The 24,752-nt window shown below is 62.7% G+C and carries 24 protein-coding genes; 12 read left to right on the top strand and 12 right to left on the bottom strand.

Features of this window, described 5'->3' with window-relative positions; all coding sequences use genetic code 11:
- Window positions 1-50 precede the first annotated feature (50 nt).
- A complete protein-coding gene (locus DS839_RS20290; protein ID WP_119272280.1) occupies window positions 51-998 on the top strand; it encodes a GlxA family transcriptional regulator in 948 nt (315 codons plus the stop codon).
- 3 nt (window positions 999-1,001) lie between these two features.
- Here DS839_RS20290 and DS839_RS20285 read toward each other — a convergent pair whose 3' ends face one another.
- On the bottom strand, window positions 1,002-1,466 hold the full coding sequence (locus DS839_RS20285; protein WP_119272279.1) for an Lrp/AsnC family transcriptional regulator: 465 nt from the start codon (window positions 1,464-1,466) through the stop codon (window positions 1,002-1,004).
- Between the two features lie 157 nt (window positions 1,467-1,623).
- Here DS839_RS20285 and DS839_RS20280 point away from each other — a divergent pair, with 157 nt between their 5' ends.
- From DS839_RS20280 to DS839_RS20260, 5 genes are all read left to right on the top strand, one after another.
- Entirely contained in the window at window positions 1,624-2,637 is a 1,014-nt protein-coding gene (locus DS839_RS20280; RefSeq protein ID WP_119272398.1) for a 1-aminocyclopropane-1-carboxylate deaminase, read from the top strand.
- Window positions 2,638-2,643: 6 nt separating this feature from the next.
- A complete protein-coding gene (locus DS839_RS20275; protein ID WP_119272278.1) occupies window positions 2,644-2,940 on the top strand; it encodes a hypothetical protein in 297 nt (98 codons plus the stop codon).
- A gap of 48 nt (window positions 2,941-2,988) precedes the next feature.
- Window positions 2,989-3,909: an alpha/beta fold hydrolase gene (locus tag DS839_RS20270; RefSeq protein ID WP_119272277.1), complete on the top strand. Its 921-nt coding sequence runs from the start codon at window positions 2,989-2,991 to the stop codon at window positions 3,907-3,909.
- A gap of 141 nt (window positions 3,910-4,050) precedes the next feature.
- On the top strand, window positions 4,051-4,350 hold the full coding sequence (locus tag DS839_RS20265; RefSeq protein ID WP_119272276.1) for a helix-turn-helix domain-containing protein: 300 nt from the start codon (window positions 4,051-4,053) through the stop codon (window positions 4,348-4,350).
- Window positions 4,343-5,563: a type II toxin-antitoxin system HipA family toxin gene (locus DS839_RS20260; RefSeq protein WP_119272275.1), complete on the top strand. Its 1,221-nt coding sequence runs from the start codon at window positions 4,343-4,345 to the stop codon at window positions 5,561-5,563. Before DS839_RS20265 ends, DS839_RS20260 begins: the two co-directional genes overlap by 8 nt.
- Here the strand turns inward: DS839_RS20260 and glnT are convergent, their stop codons facing one another.
- The 7 genes from glnT to DS839_RS20225 form a co-directional block, all read right to left on the bottom strand.
- Window positions 5,564-6,871 carry a type III glutamate--ammonia ligase gene (gene glnT / locus DS839_RS20255; RefSeq protein ID WP_119272274.1) on the bottom strand — a complete coding sequence of 436 codons (1,308 nt, stop codon included), beginning with the start codon at window positions 6,869-6,871 and terminating at the stop codon, window positions 5,564-5,566.
- A gap of 31 nt (window positions 6,872-6,902) precedes the next feature.
- Window positions 6,903-7,370 (bottom strand): OsmC family protein, encoded by a 468-nt coding sequence (locus DS839_RS20250; RefSeq protein WP_119272273.1) that lies wholly within the window; start codon window positions 7,368-7,370, stop codon window positions 6,903-6,905.
- 3 nt (window positions 7,371-7,373) lie between these two features.
- Window positions 7,374-7,985, bottom strand: coding sequence for a LysE family translocator (locus tag DS839_RS20245; protein WP_119272272.1), 612 nt, complete (start codon window positions 7,983-7,985; stop codon window positions 7,374-7,376).
- Between the two features lie 345 nt (window positions 7,986-8,330).
- Window positions 8,331-9,659: an FMN-binding glutamate synthase family protein gene (locus tag DS839_RS20240; protein WP_119272271.1), complete on the bottom strand. Its 1,329-nt coding sequence runs from the start codon at window positions 9,657-9,659 to the stop codon at window positions 8,331-8,333.
- Window positions 9,660-9,667: 8 nt separating this feature from the next.
- Window positions 9,668-10,351, bottom strand: coding sequence for a GltB/FmdC/FwdC-like GXGXG domain-containing protein (locus DS839_RS20235; RefSeq protein WP_119272397.1), 684 nt, complete (start codon window positions 10,349-10,351; stop codon window positions 9,668-9,670).
- 49 nt (window positions 10,352-10,400) lie between these two features.
- Window positions 10,401-11,300 (bottom strand): class II glutamine amidotransferase, encoded by a 900-nt coding sequence (locus tag DS839_RS20230; protein ID WP_119272270.1) that lies wholly within the window; start codon window positions 11,298-11,300, stop codon window positions 10,401-10,403.
- A 97-nt stretch (window positions 11,301-11,397) separates the two neighbouring features.
- Window positions 11,398-12,060: a helix-turn-helix domain-containing protein gene (locus DS839_RS20225; RefSeq protein ID WP_119272269.1), complete on the bottom strand. Its 663-nt coding sequence runs from the start codon at window positions 12,058-12,060 to the stop codon at window positions 11,398-11,400.
- Between the two features lie 164 nt (window positions 12,061-12,224).
- Here DS839_RS20225 and cysD point away from each other — a divergent pair, with 164 nt between their 5' ends.
- The 4 genes from cysD to DS839_RS20205 all read left to right on the top strand — a co-directional run bounded on the left by cysD (window position 12,225) and on the right by DS839_RS20205 (window position 16,796).
- Window positions 12,225-13,133, top strand: a complete 909-nt coding sequence (cysD, locus tag DS839_RS20220; protein ID WP_368911763.1) for a sulfate adenylyltransferase subunit CysD — start codon at window positions 12,225-12,227, stop codon at window positions 13,131-13,133.
- Between the two features lie 223 nt (window positions 13,134-13,356).
- On the top strand, window positions 13,357-15,294 hold the full coding sequence (cysN, locus tag DS839_RS20215) for a sulfate adenylyltransferase subunit CysN (protein ID WP_119272396.1): 1,938 nt from the start codon (window positions 13,357-13,359) through the stop codon (window positions 15,292-15,294).
- A 59-nt stretch (window positions 15,295-15,353) separates the two neighbouring features.
- Window positions 15,354-16,301, top strand: a complete 948-nt coding sequence (locus DS839_RS20210) for an ornithine cyclodeaminase family protein (RefSeq protein WP_119272395.1) — start codon at window positions 15,354-15,356, stop codon at window positions 16,299-16,301.
- A 63-nt stretch (window positions 16,302-16,364) separates the two neighbouring features.
- Window positions 16,365-16,796: a YybH family protein gene (locus tag DS839_RS20205; RefSeq protein ID WP_119272267.1), complete on the top strand. Its 432-nt coding sequence runs from the start codon at window positions 16,365-16,367 to the stop codon at window positions 16,794-16,796.
- A gap of 39 nt (window positions 16,797-16,835) precedes the next feature.
- On the opposite strand, the gene DS839_RS20200 is transcribed toward DS839_RS20205, so the two are convergent.
- Complete coding sequence (locus DS839_RS20200; RefSeq protein WP_119272266.1) at window positions 16,836-18,815, bottom strand: BTAD domain-containing putative transcriptional regulator; 1,980 nt, start codon at window positions 18,813-18,815, stop codon at window positions 16,836-16,838.
- Between the two features lie 189 nt (window positions 18,816-19,004).
- On the opposite strand from DS839_RS20200, the gene DS839_RS20195 reads away from it, so the two are divergent.
- Window positions 19,005-20,429: a phenylacetate--CoA ligase family protein gene (locus DS839_RS20195; RefSeq protein ID WP_119272265.1), complete on the top strand. Its 1,425-nt coding sequence runs from the start codon at window positions 19,005-19,007 to the stop codon at window positions 20,427-20,429.
- A 152-nt stretch (window positions 20,430-20,581) separates the two neighbouring features.
- On the opposite strand, the gene DS839_RS20190 is transcribed toward DS839_RS20195, so the two are convergent.
- From DS839_RS20190 to DS839_RS20180, 3 genes are read right to left on the bottom strand one after another with little or no spacing between them, the layout of a single operon-like run.
- Window positions 20,582-22,096 carry an HAL/PAL/TAL family ammonia-lyase gene (locus DS839_RS20190; protein ID WP_119272264.1) on the bottom strand — a complete coding sequence of 505 codons (1,515 nt, stop codon included), beginning with the start codon at window positions 22,094-22,096 and terminating at the stop codon, window positions 20,582-20,584.
- Window positions 22,084-22,872 carry an N-formylglutamate deformylase gene (gene hutG, locus DS839_RS20185; RefSeq protein ID WP_119272263.1) on the bottom strand — a complete coding sequence of 263 codons (789 nt, stop codon included), beginning with the start codon at window positions 22,870-22,872 and terminating at the stop codon, window positions 22,084-22,086. The genes DS839_RS20190 and hutG overlap by 13 nt, the downstream gene beginning before the upstream one ends.
- A gap of 29 nt (window positions 22,873-22,901) precedes the next feature.
- The gene (locus tag DS839_RS20180; RefSeq protein WP_119272262.1) at window positions 22,902-24,098 is read right to left on the bottom strand and encodes an MFS transporter; all 1,197 of its coding nucleotides are present in this window, start codon (window positions 24,096-24,098) and stop codon (window positions 22,902-22,904) included.
- A gap of 61 nt (window positions 24,099-24,159) precedes the next feature.
- On the opposite strand from DS839_RS20180, the gene DS839_RS20175 reads away from it, so the two are divergent.
- Window positions 24,160-24,750 (top strand): CGNR zinc finger domain-containing protein, encoded by a 591-nt coding sequence (locus DS839_RS20175; RefSeq protein WP_119272261.1) that lies wholly within the window; start codon window positions 24,160-24,162, stop codon window positions 24,748-24,750.
- The last annotated feature ends 2 nt before the right edge of the window (window positions 24,751-24,752 follow it).

Here is a 24,752-nt window from a genome sequence, read left to right as displayed (position 1 = left end):
GGGCGAGTTCCTTCTTGTCGTAAAGAGACAAAATCTGTTAAAATTGAGACATGCTTTCGGATCGTCCCCAGACCATCGGTTTCCTGCTGGTGCCGGGCTTCGCGCTCATGTCCTATGCCTCGGCGATCGAGCCCTTGCGCGCCGCCAATCTCTTCGCCGGCCGCACGCTCTATCGCTGGGTCCATATCACGCCCAAGGACCAGGCTGTCACCTCGTCCTCCGGCGCCACAGTGCCAGCGAATGCGCGCGTCGGCGATGATCTCGCCCTCGATCTGCTGCTCGTCTGCGCCGGCGGCAATCCGGCGCAATTCGCCCATCGCCCGACCTTCGCCTGGCTGAGGAAGCTCGCACAGCGCGGGCTTCGCATCGGCGGCGTGTCGGGCGGGCCTTTCATTCTCGCGCGTGCCGGCATCATGGGCGGCTATCGCATGACCATCCACTGGGAACATGCCCCGGCCTTCGCCGAGGAATTCCCCGACCTGCTGTTGACCCGCGCCCGCTATGTGATCGACCGCAACCGCGTGACCTGTGCCGGCGGCGTGGCGCCGCTCGATCTGATGCACGCCCTCATCGCCGAGCGGCACGGCGCAGGGCTAGCCACCAAGACCAGCGACTGGTTCCTGCACACCGACGTGCGTCCGGGCGGCGGGCCGCAGCGCGCCTCGTTGAGCGAGCGCTATGACGTCCACCGACCGGAGCTGATCGCCGCTCTCGAGCTCATGCAGAACAATCTAAGCGAGCCGCTCGACCGCGGCCAGGTCGCGCGCCATGTCGGGCTCTCCACCCGCCAGCTCGACCGTTTGTTCGCCCAGCATCTGAGCAAGAGCTTCGCCGAGCACTATCGCTCCATCCGCCTCGAAGCGGCGGGCGAGCTCCTGCGGCACTCGGCCCTCACCATCACCGAGATCGCCATCGCCTGCGGTTTCGCCAATGCCAGCCATTTCTCCACCTGTTTCAAGGCCGAACACGGCATCTCGCCAAGCGCAGAGCGGCGATAAGATTCAGAAGTCCAGAGGGGCGTTATCGACGACCTCTTTCATGACGAAGAATGTTCGCGTCTGACGCACGCCGGGCAGCGCGATCAGCTTTTCACCGTGCAGCCGGTTGAAATCTGCCATGTCGCGTACTCTGATTTTCAGGAAATAGTCGAAGTCGCCGGCCACGAGATGGCAGTCGAGCACGAATTTCAGCTTGGCCGCGGCCTTCTCAAACGCCGCGAAACTGTCCGGAGTCGAGCGATCGAGCACCACGCCGACCATTACCAGCGCCCCCATGTCGATCTTCTGCGGCGCGATCGCCGCTCTGACCTGGCTGACGAAACCTTCATCGAACAGGCGTTGTGTGCGGCGGTGGCACGTGGCCGGGCTGACGGAGACCAGTTGCGCCAGCTCGGCATTTGTGAGCCGGCCATTGTCCTGAAGCAGGCGCAATATCTTCAGGTCGATCCGGTCAAGATCTGCGGGCATGGAAGATTCTCTCACAAACAAGCCTCAGCAAGGAAGATAAATGAATTTCTGTCTGTAAAATAGGCAGAATAGGTAGAATTTCGGAAGCATTTCGAGAGCACTCTTCTGGTCTGAAATGCTAATGAACGCATCAGTGCAGACCGAAGAAAGTCACCCGATGCTGCGGAAATTCGAACGCTATCCCCTCACTTTCGGGCCGACCCCTATCGAAAAGCTCGAGCGCCTCGGCGCTCATCTCGGCGGCAAGGTCGACCTTTATGCCAAGCGCGAAGACTGCAATTCCGGCCTCGCTTTCGGCGGCAACAAGCTGCGCAAGCTTGAATATATCGTCCCGGATGCAATCGCCTCCAACGCCGACACGCTGGTCTCAATCGGCGGCGTTCAATCCAACCACACGCGCATGGTGGCGGCCGTCGCGGCGAAGATCGGCATGAAGTGCCGGCTCGTGCAGGAAAGCTGGGTGCCGCATGAGGACGCCGTCTATGATCGCGTCGGCAACATCCTATTGAGCCGGATCATGGGTGCCGACGTCCAACTGGTCGACGAGGGTTTCGACATCGGCATTCGGGAAAGCTGGGAACAGGCGATCAGCGATGTAAAAGCTAAAGGCGGCAAGCCCTATGCGATTCCGGCCGGCGCGTCGGTGCATAAATATGGCGGCCTGGGCTATGTCGGTTTCGCCGAGGAGGTGCGCGCCCAGGAGAAGGAGCTTGGGTTCACTTTCGACTATATCATTGTCTGCACCGTCACCGGCTCGACCCATGCGGGCATGGTGGTGGGTTTTGCCAAGGACGGCCGCGAGCGCAAGGTGATCGGGATCGATGCTTCCTGCACCCCGGCGCAGACCAAAGCGCAGGTCCTCGATATAGCGCGCAACACCGCAAGCCTGGTCGAACTCGGCAAGAAGATCGTCGCGGACGACATCATCCTTCTCGAAGACTATGCCTACCCCGTCTATGGCGTCCCTTCGCCCGAGACGAAAGAGGCGATCCGCCTGTGCGCGCGCCTCGAAGGCATGATCACCGACCCGGTCTATGAGGGCAAGTCGATGCAGGGGCTAATCGATCTCGTGAAGAAATCATACTTCCCCGCCGGGTCGAAGATCCTGTACGCCCATCTCGGCGGCGCTCCCGCGATCAACGGCTATGCTTATACGTTTCGCAATGGATGATATGACATGGGCGCTGTCATCCTGTTTGAATTTCCTGCCGACCGGCCCGAGGCGCGATCATGGATTCTCGACCACGCAGCCATGCTGGCGATCGAAGGCAAGGCAGAGCTCAAATTTGTCGGAACTGAGCCGGCTCGCTCCGGCAGGGCCGGCACTGAGACAATTGCCCTTGAATTTGCAGGCGTCGACTGTGCCGAGTCGACCATTGCCGCGTGGCAACGCGACTCCGGATTTCCTGGTGTCGTAGAAATGCGATTGCTGGAAATCGAACCCATTACCCTCGCCGGCGCGATCTTCCCTTGAGCGGCGGCGCGGCTGGAACGCCTGCCTGCCCGACGGCGTTACCTCCGCATGGACACTGTGAGCGATCGGATCATCGATGAGCGGAAACACCCGGCGACGCGGCAGCGAATGCGCCTGTCCGGCGGCACCGAATTGTCCTTCATCACGGCAGGCAAGGCTTCGCGGCCCGCATTGCTGCTCTTGCACGGATTTCCAAATTCGGCGCGAGGTTTTCGCGAGGTCGTACCCGAGCTGTCTCGGGCCGCCTATGTGATCGCACCCGACCTGCCCGGCTTCGGCGAATCCGACGTGCTGCCTGAGGTCTCGTTTGCGGCCTTCGGCCAGGCCATCGCGGAGCTGCTGGACCGCCTCGCGATCGGGCCGCTCTATCTCTACGTTCACGACTGGGGCGCACCCGTGGCCTTCCACATCGCCATGCAGGCGCCGGAGAAAGTCCTGGGCCTCATCATTCAGAACGCCAACGCGCATCGAACCGGCTTCGGGCCGGCATGGGCCGGGACGCTGGCCTACTGGTCTGATCCGAGCCCGGAGAACGAGGCCGAAGCGACCGCGTTTCTGACCTTCGATGGCGTGCGCGACCAGTATCTCCTCGATGTTCCGCCGGACGTGACCGCGCGAATCCCGGCGCAAAGATGGGAGGAGGACTGGCGCGTGATGCAGTTGCCGGGCCGGATGGACACGCAGCGGGCACTCCTCGCGGACTATGGGCATTACGCCGCCCGCTTCGACGCGATCGCCGAATATCTGGCGCGCCGGCAGCCGCCTTCGCTCATGCTCTGGGGACGGCACGATGCCTTCTTCGACATCGCCGAGACCCTGTCATGGATGCGCGATCTGCCAAGGATGGAATCCCATATTTTCGACGCCGGCCATTTGCTGCTCGAGACGCATGCAGGCCAAGCCGCATCGCTCATGCTCGACTTCATCAAGCGCACCCAGAGAGACGGCGACGCGCGAGGCAATCCTTAGCAATCCGGCGTCGTGTCGCGCTCCACACTGGATGAGATGGCAGCAATACTGGTTCCGCCGAGCCGGAGTTGATCAAAAATTCCGAATCTGATATAGAATATCATATCATTATCCACTATTGATATGTAAATCTGTATCGAAATGGCTTATATAGTTGAGGATATCGGCAAAGATCTCAAGAAAGCCCGCCAAGGCAAGGGATTGAGCCAACGCGCCCTGAGCGCCGCGTCCGGGGTGCCCCAGGGCCATATCTCGAAGATCGAGACCGGCACCGTTGATCTGCGCCTATCAAGCCTGATCGAGCTCGCGCGTATCCTCGATCTTGAACTCATGCTTGTTCCCCGAAAATATATCCCGGCGGTGCAATCTATCGTGAGACAAGCTTCCGCCGACCAGAATCAGCGTCCAGCTTACACGCTCGATGAAGACGACGATGCCTGATCTCACTGTCCTTGATGTGCTCCTCCATGGGCGGCCGATCGGCACGCTGACCCGGACGGCGGGCGATCGCACTCTGCTCGCGTTCAACCAGGCCTATCTAACGGACAGTGATCGTCCTACTCTCGGCCTCGCCTTTAAGGACACGCTCGGTGGTCTCATCACCGACTTCAAGCCGACGCAGACGCGGCTCCTTCCTTTTTTCTCGAACCTTCTGCCGGAAGGTCCCCTGCGTGCCTATCTCGCCGCAAAAGCGGACGTGAATCCGCAACGCGAGTTCTTCCTCTCATGGGCGCTGGGCGAGGATCTGCCCGGAGCCGTCACCATTCAACCACCCGACAACATGCCTTGGCTCGTGGATCCGGATCAAGCTCCAGACAAAGGTCATCGTCACGAAGACGCCTTGCGCTTCTCGTTGGCCGGCGTGCAGCTCAAATTCTCAGCGGTCGCCGAGGCGCGTGGCGGCCTGACCATACCGGCCAAGGGAATAGGCGGATCATGGATTGTGAAGCTCCCGTCGCGCGAGTTCGAAGGCGTTCCCGAGAATGAGTACTCGATGATGACGCTCGCCCGGCTCGTCGGGATGAACATACCGCCGCTCAAGCTCATCCAGCCCGACGAGATCGAGAACCTGCCCAGGGACATCGGCGCCCTCAGGGGAATGGCGCTCGCCATTGAGCGTTTCGACCGGACGCCGGCATCGATGGCGGTCCATATTGAAGATTTCGCGCAAGTCTTCGGCATCTATCCTGAGGACAAATATAAACGCGCCAGCTATCGCAATATCGCGCAGGTGATCGGGGCGGAAGGCAGCCAGGACGACATGGTGGAATTCACCCGCAGGCTGGTCTTCAATGTGCTGATCGGTAATGCCGACATGCACCTCAAGAACTGGTCAATGATCTATCCCGACCGGCGCAAAGCGAGACTGTCGCCCGCCTATGATTTCGTCTCGACGATTTCCTATTTGCCCGATGCAAAAGCGGCGTTGACGTTCAGCCGGACGAAGCGTTTCGATGAATTCACCGAGGACGAACTCTCGCATCTTGCCATAAAGGCGCTGCTGCCCGAGAAACTCATACTTGATACGGCGCGTGAGACGGTCAGCCGATTTCATCAACACTGGCAGGCTGAGAGAAGCCATCTGCCTCTCCCTGCCTCAACCGTGCAAGCGATCGAGGGTCATTTCGAAGGCGTCCCCCTCGCTCGTCTTTGATCAGCAATCCAGCGTCGTGTCGCGCTCCCACTGGGTGAGATGGCGGCAATACTGGTTCCACTCATTGTTCTTCAGTTTGATGTAGGCGGAGGCGAATTCCGCCCCTAGCGCGTCGAGGATATATTTGTCCTTCTCGAGATTGCGGATCGCATCGAGCAAATTGAGCGGCAGCTTCTTGGCGCCCTTCACCTTGTGGCCCTCGGCATACATGTCGATGTCGAGCCGCTTGCCCGGATCCATCTTCTCATCGATGCCGTGGAAGCCCGCCGCCAGGATCACCGCCATCATCAGATAGGGATTGGCGGCATTGTCGGGGAGCCGCAATTCGACCCTGCCCTCATCCGGCACGCGCACCATATGGGTGCGGTTGTTGCCGCCGAAGGTCACCGTGTTGGGCGACCAGGTGGCACCCGAGAGCGTGCGCGGCGCGTTGATGCGCTTGTAGCTGTTCACCGTCGGGTTGGTGATGGCGGCAAAGCTCTCGGCGTGGTGCATCAAGCCGCCGAGGAAATTATAGCAGAGCGGCGACAGGCCGAGCTCGCCCTTCTTGTCGTGGAAGAGATTGCTCTTGCGGCCATTGTCCCACACCGAGATATGCACATGGCAGCCATTGCCGGTGAGGTTGACGAAAGGTTTGGGCATGAAGGTCGCCCGAAGCCCATGCTTCTCGGCGATCGACTTGACCATGAACTTGAAGAAGCAGAGCTGGTCGGCCGTGGTCAGCGCGTCGTTGAAATTCCAGTTGATCTCGAACTGGCCGTTGGCGTCCTCATGGTCGTTCTGATAGGGCGCCCAGCCAAGATTGATCATGGTGGTGCAGATCTCGGAGATGACGTCGAAGCGGCGCATGACCGCAGACTGGTCGTAGCAGGGTTTTTCCTGCGTATCACGCGGATCGGAGACCGCCGAGCCGTCGGCATTGATGAGATGGAATTCGGGCTCGACGCCCGCCATCAGCTTCATGTTGCGCTTGGCGCATTTGTCGAGCAGGTTCTTGAGCACGAGGCGCGGCGCCTGGGCGACCGGCTTGCCTTCCATCCACGGATCGCCCGCGACCCAGGCCACTTCCGGCTTCCACGGCAATTGGATCACCGAATCCGCATCCGGCATGACAAAGATATCGGGATGCGCCGGCGTCATATCGAGCCAGGTGGCGAAGCCGGCAAAGCCCGCGCCCGATTTCTGCATGCTGCCGACCGCTTCCGCCGGCACCAGCTTGGCGCGCTGCGTGCCGAAAAGGTCGGTAAAATTGAAGAGGAAGAATTTTACTTTTTTGTCCTTGGCAAATTTTGCCAGATCCCCAGCCATGAAGGTCTCCTGTTTCCACCCTTAGTCAAGTTCATACGCCCTGCGGTTCGCAGATGATTTCTGTTTTGACGGAATTGGCGATGAAGCATTCCTCATGCGCCAGATGATGAAGATGATCGAGCTCTGGCCGCGTCGGCTGCTTGCCGATGAACTGGACGTTGGGCTTCAACGTGCAGCGCGTGATGGCGAGCCGCCCTTCCGCGTTCTTGGCCATCAGGCCTTCGGCATTGTCCTCATAGCGCTGGATGGTGAAGCCCGCCTTGGCGGCGTGATAGAGGAAGGTCAGCATGTGGCAGCTCGAGATCGACGCCACCAGCGCCTCCTCGGGATCGATGCCGGCGGGATCGGAGAACGGCACCCGCACGACGCTCGGCGATGAGGAGGCGAGCACCGTCTGGCCGCCGTCGAAGGACCAGTGATGGGCGCGCGAATACTGGTTCTTGGTGAACTCGTCGGTATTGCTCTCCCACAGGATGCGGGCGGTATGGAGATGGGCCATCGTTTACCTCGTTGCCATGGTGACCGCGGCACCGCCCATCGCGAGCGCGCTGCATCTATTGGCGAGGCGCATCGCCTTGGCGCTACGGATGAACTGACGCGCCCGCGCGGCGAGAAAGACATAGCTCAGATCGATCGCTGCCAGCACCAGGAACAGAGTTAGCGTAAGCTCGCCCCAGCCGATGAGCGTCACATGCGCGAGATCGACGACAGTCGGCAGAAGCGCCATATAGAGCACCATGATCTTCGGATTGCCGAGCGTGATGGCAAGACCGGTGAGGAACAGGCGGAAGGATGAATCCTCCCTGGGCAATTCGCCCTCCTTCACCGCGACCGGCGCAGTCCACATCTTATAGGCAAGATAGACGAGATAGGCGAGGCCCAGATATTTGATGGTGAGGAAGGCCCAATGGAAAGTCTGGGCGATCATCGCAAGACCGAAGACCGCGAAAGCGAGCCAGATGGCTTCGCCGATCCACATGGCAGCGAGGAAGGGAATGACGCCCCGATAGCCGCGTGAAATAACCTGCGCGACAAGGGCAGCAAGGCTGGGTCCGGGTGAGCCTGCCACAAGGGCGACGGTGCCGGCGAAGATTAGTAAGGCGGAAAGATCCATGGTGAGTGTCTCCTTTACGCGCCCTCTATAGACCGGCCTGCCGCAAACCGGAGAGAGCCACTGCGGAGACTATGGCACAGGCCACTTGCCTCTTTGTACCTCGCCCCGCGCAGCGGGGAGAGGGAGGGGCCCATTGCGGAGCAATGGGAAGGTGAGGGGCCTCCGTTCATTTCGCGCATGCCCCTCACCCCTCCCGCCGCTCTCGCCTTCGCGAAGCCGAAGTTTCGCTTAGGTGGAGCAGGGCGGCTTCGCTTCGGCGGAGCAAGGTCGCGTCGGGGCCCTCCCCTCTCCCCGCTGAAGCGGGGCGAGGGTTTAAGGGAGAGAGGATATGTGCGTCGATCTGCATCAATAACCGTTCTTGCCCGGGATCCAGCTGGTGCCGGCGAGCGGCACTTGCGCCATGGCGGCGGCCTCGACGGTGAGCGCCACCAGGTCCTCGGGCTCCAGATTGTGGACATGGTTCTTGCCGCAGGCGCGCGCGATGGTCTGCGCCTCGAGCGTCATTACTTTGAGGTAATTGGCGAGCCGGCGCCCGGCGAGCTTCGGATCGAGCCTTTTGGCGAGCTCCGGGTCCTGGGTGGTGATGCCGGCCGGGTCCCTGCCCTCATGCCAGTCGTCATAGGCGCCGGCGGTGGTGCCGAGCTTCTGATATTCCTCTTCGAGATGCGGGTCGTTGTCGCCCAAGGCTACCAGTGCGGCGGTGCCGATCGACACCGCATCGGCGCCGAGCGCCAAAGCCTTCGCCACATCGGCGCCATTGCGGATGCCCCCCGAGACGATGAGCTGCACCTTGCGGTGCATGCCGAGTTCCTGCAGCGCCTGAACAGCCGGGCGGATGCAGGCGAGGGTCGGCTGGCCGACATGCTCGATGAAGACTTCCTGCGTCGCCGCGGTCCCGCCTTGCATCCCATCGACCACGACGACGTCGGCGCCCGACTTCACCGCAAGCGCGGTATCGTAATAGGGCCTGGCACCACCGACTTTGATATAGATCGGCTTTTCCCAATTGGTGATCTCGCGCAGCTCATGCAATTTGATCTCGAGGTCGTCGGGCCCGGTCCAGTCGGGATGGCGGCAGGCCGAACGCTGGTCTATGCCCTTGGGCAGGCAGCGCATCTGCGCCACGCGATCGGAGATCTTCTGCCCCAAGAGCATGCCACCGCCGCCCGGCTTGGCGCCCTGGCCGACCACGACCTCGATCGCATCGGCCTTGCGCAGATCGTCGGGATTCATGCCGTAGCGCGACGGCAGATACTGATAGACCAGCGTCTTCGAATGGCCGCGCTCTTCCGGCGTCATGCCGCCGTCGCCCGTCGTCGTCGACGTGCCGGCAAGGGTCGCGCCATTGCCCAGCGCTTCCTTGGCCTGCGCCGACAGCGAGCCGAAGCTCATGCCGGCGATGGTGATCGGGATTTTCAGCTCGATCGGCTTCTTGGCGAAGCGCGTGCCGAGCACGACATTGGTGCCGCATTTCTCGCGATAGCCTTCGAGCGGATAGCGCGAGATCGAGGCGCCGAGGAACAGGAGGTCGTCGAAATGCGGCAGCTTGCGCTTGGCGCCCGCGCCCCTGATGTCATAGATGCCGGTGGTGGCGGCACGGCGGATTTCCGACAAAGTATAGTCGTCGAAGGTCGCCGATTTGCGGGGCGTGGTGCGCGGCGTGTTGGGATCCATGTGTGCCCTCAGTAAGCGTCGGCGTGATCGATGTTGAAATTGTAGAGCTTGCGCGCCGAGCCATAGCGGCGGAAGTCGCGCGGATTGGCCTTGATCTCGGCCTGGTCGAGGAAGCGCGCGAGCTTGGCGAGATGATGCTCGGTCATCTTTTTCTCGATGCAGTCGGCGCCGAGGCTCGTCACCTTGCCCCTGACATAGAGCCGCGCTTCATAGATGGAGTCGCCCAGCGCTTCGCCGGCATCGCCCAACACGACGAGATGGCCGCGCTGCGCCATGAAGGCCGACATATGGCCGACGGAGCCGCCGACGACGATGTCGATGCCCTTCATCGAGATGCCGCAGCGCGAGGCGGCATCGCCCTTGATCACAAGGAGCCCGCCATTGCCGGTGGCACCCGCCGACTGGCTGGCATTGCCGTCGACCCTGACGATGCCCGACATCATGTTCTCGGCCACGCCGGGGCCGACATGGCCGCGGACCAGGATCTCGGCCTGTTTGTTCATGCCGCCGCAATAGAAGCCGGCATGACCGTCGATCTCGACCGTGATCGGCGCATCGAGCCCGCAGGCGATGGCATGCTGGCCCATCGGATTCCTGATGAGCCAGTGCCGCTCATTGGTGTCCTTCGGCAAGGAATGCAGGCGTGAATTGGCGCCCCGCACGCCGTCCTTTTCGAGATCGATCTCGATCATATGCCGTTGCTCATCGGTTTTTCTCGCCAGCGCATCGCCTCGAGCCATGTCAGTGTCCACCCCAATTGTAGATCGTCTGCGGCGCCGGTTCCCAGATCTTCGCCTTGTCGGCGCCGGGCAGATGCGCGATGGCGCGGAACTCGGTCGCCATCGCCACCCAGTCGTCGGTCTCGGCGAGGACGGCGTGCTTGCAGGCAATGGGATCGCGCACCACGGCGAAGCCGTCATGCGTGCCGACGCAGAACGTATAGAAGCCGTCGAGATCCTTGATGCCGTCTTCCAGCGTCTGCTTGAGCGAGGCGCCCTGGCGCAGCTTCCAGGTCATATAGGCGGCGGCGACCTCGGTGTCGTTCTCGGTCTGGAATTCGAGGCCTTCGCGCTTCAGATTCTCGCGCAGGCGGTTGTGATTGGAGAGCGAGCCGTTATGGACGAGGCAGAGATCGGCCCCGGTGGCGAAAGGATGCGAGCCCGCCGTCGTCACCGCACTCTCGGTCGCCATGCGGGTATGGCCGATGATGTGGCTGCCCTTGGCCTTGGCGAGATCGAATTTCTCATAGACCTTTTCCGGGAGACCCGTTTCCTTGAAGATCTCGATCGCCTGGCCGGAGCCGACGATGCGCACATCCTTGTGATGCTCCCTGAGCCAGGCCGTCACCGTCTCTTCCTCGGCATTGGTGGTGATGATGGCGTGATTGCCGATCTGCTGGACGCTGACCTGCTTCCTGGTCGCGGCCTTGAGCGCTTGGGCCAGCTTTTTCCAGCCGAATTTCGCATCGTCATGGGCGAGCGAGAATTTGGTAAAACCCTTCTTGGCCGGATTGCGGTAGATGGCGACGCCGGCGGAATCGGGCCCCCGGCTCGTCATCTCGATGAGCATGGGCTTGAACAATTCGCCGAGCTTCGGCTGCAATTTCGGGTTCTTCAGATAGAGGCCGACAATACCGCACATGGCCTGGGCTCCCGTTGAGTGAGGTCGAGGACGTATGTAACAGCGGTCAGGAGAACTTGCAACTGGGGGGAATAATTTTTTCCCCAGAGGAAATGACCTATTCGTCGCGCCGGTAGCAGATGACGGACAGATAGCGGATGGGCAGCTTGCGCAGCTCTTCCGGCCCATGCGGGGCGTCGGCATCGAAGAACAGGGCATCGCCCGGCAGCATCGCATAGGTCTTGTCGCCATGGCGATAAACGACCTCGCCTTCCAGCATATAGAGGAATTCGAGCCCGGCATGCTGGAAGGTCGGGAAGACGTCGGACTGGGCGGTGAGCGTGATCATATAGGGCTCGACCATGACCGGCCCATGCGGGCTGTGGCCCAGGAGCTGGTACTGGTGGCCCGCCCGCGTACCCCGCCTTTCTATGGTAAGTCCTTGTCCTGCTTTGACAAAAGTCGCATCCCGAAGCTCCTCGTAGCCGCGGAAGAAGGCGGTGACCGGCACATGCAGCGCCCGCGACAAGGCCTGCAGCGAGCTCAAGGAGGGCGATGTGGCGCCGTTCTCGATCTTGGACAGCATGCCGGCCGACATGTCGGCCGATTTGGCGACCTCGCTGATCGTCAGGCTGAGCTTCTCGCGGAAGCGCTTGACCTCGCGTCCGATCGATTCCTCGAGCAGCTTATGGGCGCCGGGAGCTGTCTGATGCGGCTCCTGATAGGGGAGCGCCTCCTCCCTCCGGGATTTTTTCCCCCGTCCGCCACTTGGCTTGTCCAAAGCTGCCTCCCTTCAGACCTTCATAAGGCGCAGGATCGCCAAGCTCAACAGGAGCTTGAGTTTGCGGTGCACAAGAGCCATAAGCAGGCCCGATTAGAGCGCTTTCCGTCAAAGTTGCACGACTTTGGCGGAAAGAAAGCGCTCAGGAAATGTCTGAGTATCGAATGACCCCCGAAAAACTGACCCACCTGCAGCGGCTCGAAGCCGAGAGCATCCACATCATCCGCGAGGTCGCGGCGGAATGTGAGAACCCCGTCATGCTCTATTCGATCGGCAAGGATTCGGCCGTCATGCTGCATCTCGCCATGAAGGCCTTCTATCCCTCGAAGCCGCCCTTCCCCTTGATGCATGTCGACACGACCTGGAAGTTCCGCGACATGATCGCCTTCCGCGACCAGACCGTCGCCAAGCTCGGCCTCGACCTCATCGTCCATATCAATCCCGACGGCCTCGCCAAGAAGATCAATCCCTTCGATCACGGCTCCGCACTCCACACCCAGATCATGAAGACCGACGCCTTGAAGCAGGCGCTGGACAAATATGGCTTCGATGCGGCCTTCGGCGGCGCGCGGCGCGATGAGGAGAAGTCGCGCGCCAAGGAACGCATCTTCTCCTTCCGCGACAACCGCCATCGCTGGGACCCCAAGAACCAGCGCCCGGAATTGTGGAATCTCTACAATGCCCGCAAGAACAAGGGTGAATCGATCCGCGTCTTCCCGCTCTCCAATTGGACCGAGCTCGACATCTGGCAGTATATCTTCCTCGAGAACATCCCGATCGTGCCGCTCTATTTCGCCAAGGAGCGTCCGGTCGTCATGCGCGACGGCCAGATGATCATGGTCGATGACGAGCGCATGCCGCTGCACAAGGGCGAGACCCCTGAGATGAAGCTGATCCGCTTCCGCACACTGGGCTGCTATCCCCTGACCGGGGCCATCGAATCCAATGCCGCGAGCCTCCTCGACATCATCCAGGAAATGCTGGTGACGACCTCGTCCGAGCGCCAGGGCCGCGTGATCGACAAGGACCAGGCCGCCTCCATGGAGAAGAAGAAGCAGGAGGGGTATTTCTGATGTTGACCTCTTATCTCGCGACTTGCGATCTCTACGTTTCATTCCCCCTCTCCCGTCCGAAGGATGGGAGAGGGTGCCCGACAGGGCGGGTGAGGGCTCTTCATCTGTCAAGCGCAGTGCTTTTCGAGCTCTCGTGCGTGTTGCGAAAGAGCCCTCATCCGGCCTTCGGCCACCTTCTCCCACGCTACGCGCGGGCGAAGGGAAATCTTGGAAAGAGCTCATGATGTCGCGTTTCATCGAATTCCAGGGCGGCGACGTCGAAGCCTATCTGCGCTCGCAGGAGGACAAGGACCTCTTGCGCTTCATCACTTGCGGCAGCGTCGATGACGGCAAGTCGACGCTGATCGGCCGGCTTCTCTATGAAGCCAAGATGCTGTTCGAGGACCAGCTTTCGGCGCTGGAAGCGGATTCGAAGCGCGTCGGCACGCAAGGCGGCGCGCTCGATTTCGCCCTCCTCGTCGACGGGCTGTCGGCCGAGCGCGAGCAAGGCATCACCATCGATGTCGCCTATCGCGCCTTCACCACCGACAAGCGTAAATTCATCGTCGCCGACACGCCGGGCCATGAACAATATACCCGCAACATGGCGACCGGCGCCTCGACCGCCGACCTCGCCATCATCCTGATCGATGCGCGGAAAGGCGTGCTCACCCAGACGCGGCGCCATTCCTTCATCGCCACCTTGCTCGGCATTAGGAACGTCGTGGTCGCCGTCAACAAGATGGACCTCATGGACTATCGTCGCGACGTGTTCGAGGCGATCGAGGAGGACTATCGCGCCTTCGCCAAGAATTTGGGGCTGGAGGACTTCACCTGCATTCCCTTGTCGGCGCTCAAGGGCGACAATGTCATCGACCCCTCGGAGGTCATGCCCTGGTATCACGGGCCGACACTCATGGCGCATCTCGAAAGCGTGCCTGTCGGCAACGAAACCGGCGACGGCGCCTTCCGCCTGCCGGTGCAATGGGTCAACCGGCCCAACCAGGCGTTCCGCGGCTTTTCCGGCAGCATCGTCGAAGGCCGCGTGAAACCCGGCGATGAGATCCGCGCCGTGCCGTCGGGACGCACGTCCAAGGTCGAACGCATCGTCACCTATGACGGCGATCTCGATAAGGCGATCTCCGGCCAGTCGGTGACGATCACGCTCAAGGACGAGATCGACATCAGCCGCGGCGATGTCATTTGCGCCGCAAACTCGCCGCTTGCCGTCGCCGACAAGTTCGAGACCCGTATCCTGTGGATGAATGACGAGGAGATGCTGCCCGGCCGTCCCTATCTGATCAAGGCGGGGCCGCTCACCATTCCGGGCATGTTCGAGGCACCCAAATACAAGGTCAATGTCAACACGCTCGAGCATGTGGCGGCGAAGACCTTGAGCCTCAACGAGATCGGCGTCGTCAATCTCGATCTCGACCGCGCCATCGCCTTCGCGCCCTATGGCGAGAATCGCCATCTCGGCTCCTTCATCATTGTCGACCGCTTCACCAACAACACGGTCGGCATGGGGCTCATCAATTTCGCTCTGCGCCGCGCCGCCAACATCCATTGGCAGGCGATGGATGTAAATAAAGCTTCCCGCGCGGCCAAGGCGGGGCAGAAGCCGACCGTCCTGTGGTTCACCGGCCTCTCGGGCTCGGGCAAATCGACCATCGCCAACCTGGTCGAGAAGCGCCTGCATGCCGCGGGGCATATGACCTACCTGCTCGACGGCGACAATGTCCGGCACGGGCTCAACAAGGATCTGGGCTTCACCGATGCCGACCGCGTCGAGAATATCCGCCGCGTCGCCGAGGTGGCGCGGTTGATGGTCGATTCCGGCCTCATCGTGCTCGTCTCCTTCATCTCGCCCTTCCGTTCCGAGCGCCTCATGGCGCGCGAGCTCGTGGAAGGCGATGAATTCGTCGAGATCTTCGTCGACACCCCGCTCAGCGTCGCCGAAGCCCGCGACGTCAAGGGCCTCTATGCCAAGGCGCGGCGCGGCGAGATCAAGAATTTCACCGGCATCGATTCCGATTACGAGGCGCCGGAGAGGCCGGAGCTTCGTCTCGACACGACGACGCTCTCGCCCGAAGAGGCGGCCCAGGAGATCATCGCCCATCTCACCCAGGCCGGAAGGTTGACACCCGATATCCCGGTCACCGATCCGCCGGGCTTCCAGTGAGCGGAGCCTCCTCCATCCGCTTCACCTGGCTCGCCGGGCCCGATATCGCCCGTCTCGCCATGACGGATGAGGAGATCCTGGCGGCGGTCGAAGGCGGCCTCCTGGCGCAAGGCCAGGGCCAGACGGTGATCGAGCCGCGCATGCATCTCACCCCCGATCCCGCCTTTCGCGGCCATTTCAATGTGCTGCGCGGCTACGTGGCGCCGCTTGATCTCGCCGGCGTCAAGATCGTCGGCGACTATGTCGACAACTGGCAGAAGGGCCTGCCGTCCGAAATGGCCCTCCTCAATCTCTTCGATCCGAGGACCGGCATGCCGGTCGCGATTCTCGATGCGACGGCGATCACCGAGATGCGCACCGGCGCCCTCACCGCGCTCGGCGCCCGCTACCTTGCGCGCAAGACATCGAAGATCCTGGGTCACGTCGGGGCGCGCGGCACATCCTATTGGAATATCCGCCTGCTCGACCGGCTGTTCGATTTCGCCGAGATCCGCGTCCATTCGCGCCGCAGGGAAAGCCGTGAGTCCTTCGCGGAAACGCTCGAGCAGGATCTCGGCAAGAAGATCATCGTGACCGAGGATTGGCGGAGCTGCCTGGAAGGCGCTGACATCATGGTCGAGGCCTCGCGCCTCGAAGAGCGCGCGGAAGTCTTCAAGACGGCCTGGGTCGGACAAGGCGCCTGCGTCATCCCCTATGGCACGGTGAGCGCGCTCGAGCTGTCCATGACCCAGATCATGGACAAGATCGTCATCGATGATTTCAGCCAGTTCCGGGCGGGCAAATTCGGCGCGCTCAGGCCGCATATCGACGCCGGCCTCATCAGCGAAGCGACCGTCCATGCAGAGCTCGCCCAGATCGTCGCCGGCAAGAAGCCGGGCCGCGAAAAAGAGGACGAGACGATCCTCTTCTGGCATCGCGGCCTGTCGCTCTCCGACATCGCGCTGGGTGCCGCGATGCTGGACAAGGCGAAGAAACTCGGCATCGGCCAGACACTGGTTTACGCCTGAACCACATCGGGAACCGGCGGCACACCGTCGGGGTTTGACTCTGAATGATGAGGAGTCAGACCCATGACCAGCAGCCAGACCGAGGTAAAGAAAATCATTATCGACTGGACGCGCGCCATCAGTGCGGGCGACCGCGAAGCCATCCTGGCCCATCACGCCGATGATCTCCTGATGTTCGATTTCCCCGCGAAGGTCGAAGGCATCGATGCCTATGGTGAGACCTGGGACTTCTTCTATGACAAGCCGCGCGGGCCGATCGTCTTCGAGCCGCGCAACGTGGAGGTCACCGCCGGCGACAAGGTCGCCTTCGCGACCTGCGAGATCCATTGCGACGGAACCTCGGCCGGGCCGCTCGATCTCAGGCTCACGGTCGGCCTCCAGAAACGTGGCGGTGAATGGCTCATCACCCATGAGCACCATTCCGTGCCGACCACCGAAGAACGGTTCATCGATCCGACGCAGGCGGAGCCAAAACCGTCAGTTTCCCCGATGTGAGACGCCCTTTATGACAGTGCCGGATATTGATAGCCCCGGCTACTCAGGCAACCCAACCAGGCGCAGGCCTGAGAAAAGCCTGTCCCGGCAGTCGGGACGCCGGATGCCGGCCTCGTAATGCTGACGCAGCTTGCTTATGGTCACATCGGGAACGACGGCGAGCAGCCGTTCGACCCACTTCTCGCCCTCCTGGGTTTGACCCTTCAGGCCGCAGATGGCGATCTTCAGGCGCAACGCCGGGAGATAGCTCGGCAGCGCGCGCAGGGAACGGTCGAGCCAGGCCGATGATTCCTCGTATCTTTCTGCCGCAAAATGGGCGAAGGCGATGCCGTACCAGGCGATATAGACCAGGGGATCGAGCGGATTGAGCTCGATCGATCGCTCGAAATGGGCGATCCCCGTGGCGCTGTCGCCGGCATAGGCCCGGACCACGCCGCTGACCAGCCAAGCGCCGGCCGAGTTCGGATTGAGCCCAAGCGAGCGTTCGATCAGCGCGAGCGCCTCGTCGGACTCACCGATCAGCATCGCGAGAGAGACACCCGCCATCCAGAGAGCATCAGGGTCGTCTTGTCCTTTGCGGGCGGCGAGCCTCGCCAGACGAACGCCTTCCGACGTCGTCGAATCGACCCATCCGCGCTGGCGCTGCCGCATCCGGCAGTATGCCGCTAGACCATAAGCGGCTGCATAGTCGGGATCGAGCTCGATGGCGCGGTCGAGCAGGCGAAGCGCTTCGCGGCCATCTTCGTATATCACTGTATTGTGCAGCGCGAGCGCGCGCAGGAAAAGATCATAGGCGTCGATACTGTCGGTCGGCTTGCGGCGCGCGCGCTCGATTTCGGCATCACGGAGTCTCGGTGCGATGGCGCCGACCACGCTCGACGTGATGCGGTCCTGGAGATCGAAGACATCGCTGAGCGTGCCCTCGAAGCGATCCGTCCACAGATGCAGCCCGCTTCCGGCGTCGATCAGCCGGCAGGCGATGCGCACACGCTCGCCGGCCTTGCGCACGCTGCCCTCGAGCAGATAGCGCACGCCGAGGCGGGTGCCGATCTCCTTGGCGTCGACGGCCTTGCCCTTGAAGGTGAAGCTGGAATTGCGGGCAATGACGAACAGCCAGTGCAGGCGTGCGAGGCCGGCGATGATGTCCTCGGTGATGCCATCGGAGAAATACTCCTGCCCGGGATCGCCGCTCAGATTGGCGAAAGGCAGGACGGCGATCGAGGGTTTCAACGTAGGAGCCGTTGCCGATTCAACCGGCGCAGCCGAATCCTGGGTCGATTGGCGGGGCGAGGAGCGGTCGTGCTGTATCGACTGATGCAAGCGCTCCGTCTCGGTCTCGGGCTTCACGCCAAGCTCGGCCCGCAACCTGTCCCGGCAGGTCTGATATTGCTTCAAGGCCAGAGCCGTCTGGCCTTGCTCCGCATAGATGCGCATGAGCGCGCGGTGGGCGTCTTCGCGCAGCGGATCGAGCCCGACCAGCCGGCGCGCCACCGGGGCCGCCTGGTCGTGCGCGCCATCGGCCATATGGCGGGCGAGGAGATTGGCCAGCGCCTCACGTGCAAGATCGCGCAGGCGCTGGCGCTCCATGAGCAGCCATTCCTCGAAGGCGGGATCGCGAATCTCCAAACCATCGAGCAGGTCGCCTCGGTAGAGAACCATCGCTCGCAGGGCGGCCTCCGGCGTTCCTTCGCCGGTCAGCCGCTCGAACTCCGCGACGTCGATCGATACAGCGGCAGGGTCGAGCGTGACGAATTCCCGGTCGGACAGGAGAGGGGCGGGCTCGATGCCCTCCACGGTCTTGCGTAAGCGCAGCATGGCCTGCTTCAGGCTGTCACGCGCCTGCTTGTCGCCGCGCTCGCTCCACAGCATCGAGGCCAGCTTGTCGCGCGAGCGCGCTTCGCCCGCCGGCATTGCCAGGTAGGCAAGAAGCGCACGCTCCCGCCGGCCGGGCAGATCGATCGCCTGATCGCCCTTGCGCAGCTGGAAACCACCAAGCAGAAGGATCTCGAGGGAGGCCATTGGGTTGAACGCGCATCAAAACGTGCCGTCGCGCCCCCGCCGACGTACCTGAATTAACGCTTTTTTTCCGAGCGCCGCAACCGCGCTGTTACGATCCTGCCGACCTCGTCTTGAGGCTGTGACCGGCCTATTACCGGCGGAGCGTACAACACCATCACTCGACCAGCCCTTCCATTGAGGAGACGAGTGATGCTCACGGCAACCGAGCCCCGACCAGTCATCCCTCCCACCATCAAGCCTGCCTTGGACGCCGCAATGGGCCGCCCCCGGCTGGCGGAGCTATCGGCGCGGGACCGCTGGACGCGCCAGCAGCTCCTCGCCTACCAAAACGAGCGCCTGCAGGCGGCCTTGCAGCATGCCGTCCACGCCTCTCCCTATTACCGTGAGACGATCGGGCATCTGGTGGCGCGAGATGCGCCGCTGGAAGAGTTTCCCGTGCTCACGAAGAGCCAGCTCGTGGCCAATTTCGACCGGATCGCTACGGATCGCCGGCTGAAGCTTGCCGATGTCGAGCACCACCTTGCCGGCGAGCACGCCGCTGAGCTGCTCCACGGGGAATATCGCGCCTGCGCCACCGGCGGCACGACCGGCGTGCGCGCCGTGATGGTCTACGATCGACCGGCCTGGGACTATGTGGTTGCCAATGCCACCCGATCCAACGGCATGGCCGGGATAGCGCGGGAGGCTCGCAGCGTCGGGATTGGCGCTCCCACACCGCAGCATCTGTCTTACCGCATTTACGGCGCGATGCGCCGCGCCAACCCCAATGTGCCGCACCTCCATGTCATGATGCCCATGCCGGAGGTCGTTGCCGCATTGAACGAATTCCAGCCGGACGTCATCTCCACCTATCCCTCGTTCATCCGGCTCCTCGCGGAGGAGCAAATGGAGGGGCGTCTCAAAATTTCGGCCCGGCGCTTCTGCTCGGTCGCGGAGATGTTGATGCCGGAGGTGCGCGATCTCGCCCGGAAGGCTTGGGGAGCCGCGGTCTTCAACCGCTACTCCACGACGGAAACCGCGTGTTCGGGCTCCGAATGCGAGCATCATTGCGGCATCCACCTGCCGGAGGACCTGGTGGTGTTCGAGGCCGTCGATGATGCCAATCGCCACGTGCCCACCGGCGTCCGCGGACACAGGTTGCTGACCACGACGCTCACCAACGCGCTGGTGCCGCTCATCCGTTACGAAATGTCGGACATGGTCACCATGACGGATGGCTCTTGCGCCTGCGGCCGACCCTATGCCCGCATCACCTCGATCGAGGGCCGGCGCGAAGAAGTCCTGGAGCTGCCGCGCCGCGGCGGCGGGCGCATTCAGATCGATGCGTTTCGCCTTCTCTCGCCACTCGATGCCATGCCTGGCGTTCGCCAGTATCAGCTGCTGACCGGCGCCAACAAGGTGACCGTCAAGATCTCCATGCGAAACGGCGAGTCCCGGCAGAAGATCAGAAACGCCATCGAACAGAAGATCAGGAACGTGCTGGCGGATGCGGGTGCGGGCGACACCGAGCTTGCGGTGGAGATCGCCGATTCGATCGAGCGCTCCGGCACGGGCGCAAAACTCAGGCTGGTCGCGAAGGCTGCGCCGAAGGATACCCGCCATGATCAGGTTTGATCTGCTCGACGAATACACCTGTGTCGTTGTCCCTAGGCGTCTGCGCAATGGAGCACATGGCGAGACGGCGGGTAGTGAAGCGAGTTCGCGCGGTTCCTATGCCAAGTCGATCTGGAGAAAAGCCGTAACGATGATCGCCTTGCTCGACTTCATCAGCCGCGAGAGCCTGTCTGACCGGCGACAGAGGCAAGTTCACCGGTTCTGATCAATTCGGAAGCGATCCGCTCGATCTCGCGGCCAAGCGGGCGATCGTCATCGATGAAATTCGAGATCGCCCGGATACGCGCGTGAACCGGCGCCAGTCTCGCCGGCAGCTTCTTCAGTCCGGCGAGATCGACCGCCTGCGCGCCCGCCAGCAATTCGAGCGCCCCCAGGAGATCGAGACGGTCGAGAAGATCGCCGAGCTTCTGGGCGGCGAGGGCGGAGAAAGTCGCCGCATCTTCCTGCCCGTCGGCATTCTGGCTGGGAAGGATCGGCACCGGATTGGCCAGATGGATGATCTCGGCGCGCAGCGCCTCGGTGGGCTTGAGCAATGGCGCGAAGCCGGCACGATCGACGCTCTCCGAGGACAGAAGCGGCGGCAGGCCGGAGAAGGACGGGCTCATGAGCTTGGCGACGCGCGAGACCGAATCGGTCGCGGCGAGCGCCAAAGCCCGCGCCATGCCGTCGAGCGCCAGCGTCAGATGCGGCATATGGAAATTGCTGGTGCCGATGATCTTCTCCTCATCGAGAAGGACGACCGGATTGTCGGCGACCGAATTGAGCTCGATAGCGAGCGCCTGATCGAGGCGCAGCGCCTCCGCATAGGCGGCACCATGGACTTGCGGCATGCAGCGGAAGGACAAGGGGTCCTGGAGCCGCCGCGCCTTGCTGTCGGGCGTCCCGAAATCGGTGAGTGCCAGCAATTCATCGCCGGCCTCGACCTCGCCGGGCTGGGGCCTTATGCGGGTCGCAGGCTTGGCGAAGGGCGTCGGATTGCCGCGGAAGCCGATGAAGGAGAGCGCGCCGGCGATCTGCAGCGATGTCACGGCGCGGCGCGCGCGAGCTGCGGCGAGCGCGGCGAGCCCGACCGAGAAAGCGGTATTGTTGCACAGGACCTGGCCGTCCTTCGGCTTGAGAGCGAGCGGTGCCAGACCCGCCACGGCCAGGGCATCGCGAGCCGGACGGCGCTCTCCGTCGATGAGGATCTCGCCCTCGCCGATCAGCGCATGAGCGAGCGCCGCCATGGCGACGAGATCGCCGGCGCCGATCGAGGCATGGCGCGGCATGACCGGCACGATGTTCCGGTTGAGCACATCCGCGAGATAGTCGGCGACAGGCGGGCTGGCGCCCGCGGCGCCGGAAAGCAGCGTATTGAGGCGCGTGACCATGACGGCCCGTGCTTCGGGTGCCGTCAGGGCTGAGCCCAATCCTTGCGCGCGGCCGCGCACCATGCGCAGGCTGAACTCGGCGAGCGCCTCCGGCGGCAGCATCTCGCCGGCGCGAGCGCCAAGCCCGGTATTGAGACCATAGACCGGGATGCCCTCCTCGAGATGCCGCTCGACGATGCGCCTTCCCTTTTCGAGGAGCGGACGTGCGGCGCTGTCGATGGCGATCTTCTCGCCGAGAGCGACCTTCTCGACGCTTTCGGGCGTGAGCGACCTGCCGGTGAGGATCAGGGGCGCCATGCGAGCATGGCTTCGGCGATCCGGCGCAGCACCGGCTTGAGCTTCGCCACCTTGGCGGGATCGAGACGGCTCGAGCCGTCATCCATGAGATGACAGTCCTGACCCTTCTCCATCTGCACGGCATGCACATTCTCGGAAGGCTTGCCGTATTGGCGCGTGATATGGCCCCCGACAAAGCGGCCATTCACGACGTGGCTAAGACCGCTCTTCACCATGATGCCCGTGATCTGCTCCTGCAGCGAACCGGCGCAGCTTGCGCCATGGACGGTGCCGAGATTGAGGTCGGGCAGCGTGCCCGGAAACAGCCGCGGCACGCGCGACGCGATGGAATGGCAATCGAACAGCAGCGCATAGCCGTGACGCGTCTTCACTCGATCGATCTCGGCGGCGAGCCGATCATGATAAGGCTGCCAGTAGGTCTCACGCCGGCGTGCGACCTCCGGTGCTGGGACCTCCTTGCCGTCCTTGTAGATCGGCGTGCCGTCGAATTCGATGGGCGGGCACAGGCCGGTTGTCGCCTGTCCCGGATAGAGGCTTTCATCCTGGGGCGGGCGGTTGAGGTCGATCACATAGCGGCTGACATTGGCGCGGATCAGCGTGGCGCCGAGCGTGGCTGAAAAATCATAGAGCTGCTCGACATGCCAGTCGGTGTCGGGAAGCGTCCTCGCATGCGGCGTCAGCCGCTCGGCGATATCGGAGGGAAGCTCGGTGCCGGCATGCGGCACCGAAAAAATGAGCGGACCTTCGCCCGCCTGAATATCATAGAGTGTCGTCACCGCTGTTTCCCTCTGGCGAAGCTATAGCATCAGGTGGCCAGCGGCTCATCGAGAATCTGGCTCTTCGGAATGACGAAGGGGAACGCGATGAGGAGGACGACATTGAGCAGAGCGAATGTCGTGAAGGCGCCGCTGAATCCCAGATTATCGGCCAGGGGACCGGCAATGACCGAGCCTGTGAAGAAGGCGCTCCAGCCGATCCAGCGATAGCTCGCGACCAGGCGGCCGAGCATCGCACCCGGCACGGTCGCCTGCTGATAGGCGCTGACGCTGATCACCCAGGTGACGCCGCCGATGCCGGCGAGATAGGCCGCGGCAGCGCTCGGGATGAAGCCTAGCCCTGAGGCCGGCACGGCATGGAACAAGATCGTGCCCAGGACATCGAGCATGAGGACCGGGCGCGTACCGAGCGTCCTTTGCAGGAAGCCATAGGCGAAAGCGCCGGTGAGGCTGCCGAGGCCCAGCATGGTGACGACGCTGCCATAGGCCGTGGCGTTGAGGCCCAAGCCCGTGTCCGAGATCACATAGCTCACGATCAGCACGAACCATCCGCCCCAGGCGATCGACATCACGGCCAGCACCAGAGTGAGGCCGGGGAAGACCGGCGTCCGGGCCAGGAAGACGAGGCCGCTGGTAAGATCGGAAAAGCGCAAGGCGGCGCTCGTTTGCGCCGCCTGCCCTTTGAGCCGGAGGATGGCGGCGAAGGCTGCGACCAGCACGAGGGCCGCGACGGCCAGGGCCGATAGCGGCTCGATATCGACAAGGGCCGCGATCAGCACCGGCGCCAGCAAGGTGACGCCGACCGTCTTCGCGCCATTGAGCAGGCTGTTGGCCGAGCGCAGCTCTCGTTTCGCCACGATTTCGGGCAGGATCGACTGGCTGCTGGTATCGACCAGCACTTCCGCCGCGCCGATGGCGAAGCCCGCCACGCATAACAAGGCGAGCGCCAGCGCGCTGGTGGCATAGAGCGCGACCAGGAACAGAAGGCTCGCCGCGGCGATGATCTCGCCGAGCCTGAGCACGCCGAGCTTGCTCGACCGGTCGAGCAGCAATCCGGCGAAGAGGCCGAGGACTGGCCAGGCGGCCGTGACCGACGCCGCGAAGACGCCGATTTGCGAGGCGCTGCTTCCGGCCAGTGCCAGCAGCGCCGGGACCGCGTATTTCACCGCATTGATGCCGAAGCTGGCACCGGTGACGGACGCGACAATCAGATGCAGTGGACGCATCGAGGCGTAATCTATATATTTCGGATAAACGCTTACTAACCCATTTTTGTAAGCTTGTAAAATGGAAAACGATATTACGCTCCACGGCCCGGCCTGGCTTCGGGCGGATCATGACCCCAAAGCCTTCGCGCTCGCCTTCGTGAACACCTATGATCCTTTGCGTCCCATCGTCGATCTCTTCGCCAATCCCGAGCATGCCCGGGTCTTCTTGAGCGAATGGTGCGAGATGGATTGGGACCTGGACTGGGGCAAGGTGGCGCGGCGCCTGCAGCTCTTCCGCGACGACCTCCGCAGCATCCTCACCCGCTTCATCGCGGGCGAGTTGCCGCTTCAGGATCTCGCGCATTATCTCGATCACAAGCTCGTGCACTGGCCATGGATCGCGAAGGCCCTTGCCGATGGGGGCGCCTTCCACGTGGTCTTCGCGCCGTCCCCGCATCTGCAGCCGGTGCAGCATGTCGAAGCGGTGGTGACGCGCGGGCTTGCCGATCTCGTCGCCGAGCTCGGACCTGAGCGCCTGCGCCAATGCGCATCGAAGCCGTGCGAGGAGATCTTCGCCGACCGCTCGAAATCCGGCCGCCAGCGCTTCTGCGGGAAACGCTGCGCGACGCGGTTCAATGTGGCGATGTTCCGCAAGCGCAAGGCGATCTGAAC

This window comes from Taklimakanibacter deserti (assembly GCA_003574785.1).
Note: the sequence above shows the minus strand (reverse complement) of the source record. Positions and strands in the feature narration are given on the sequence as shown.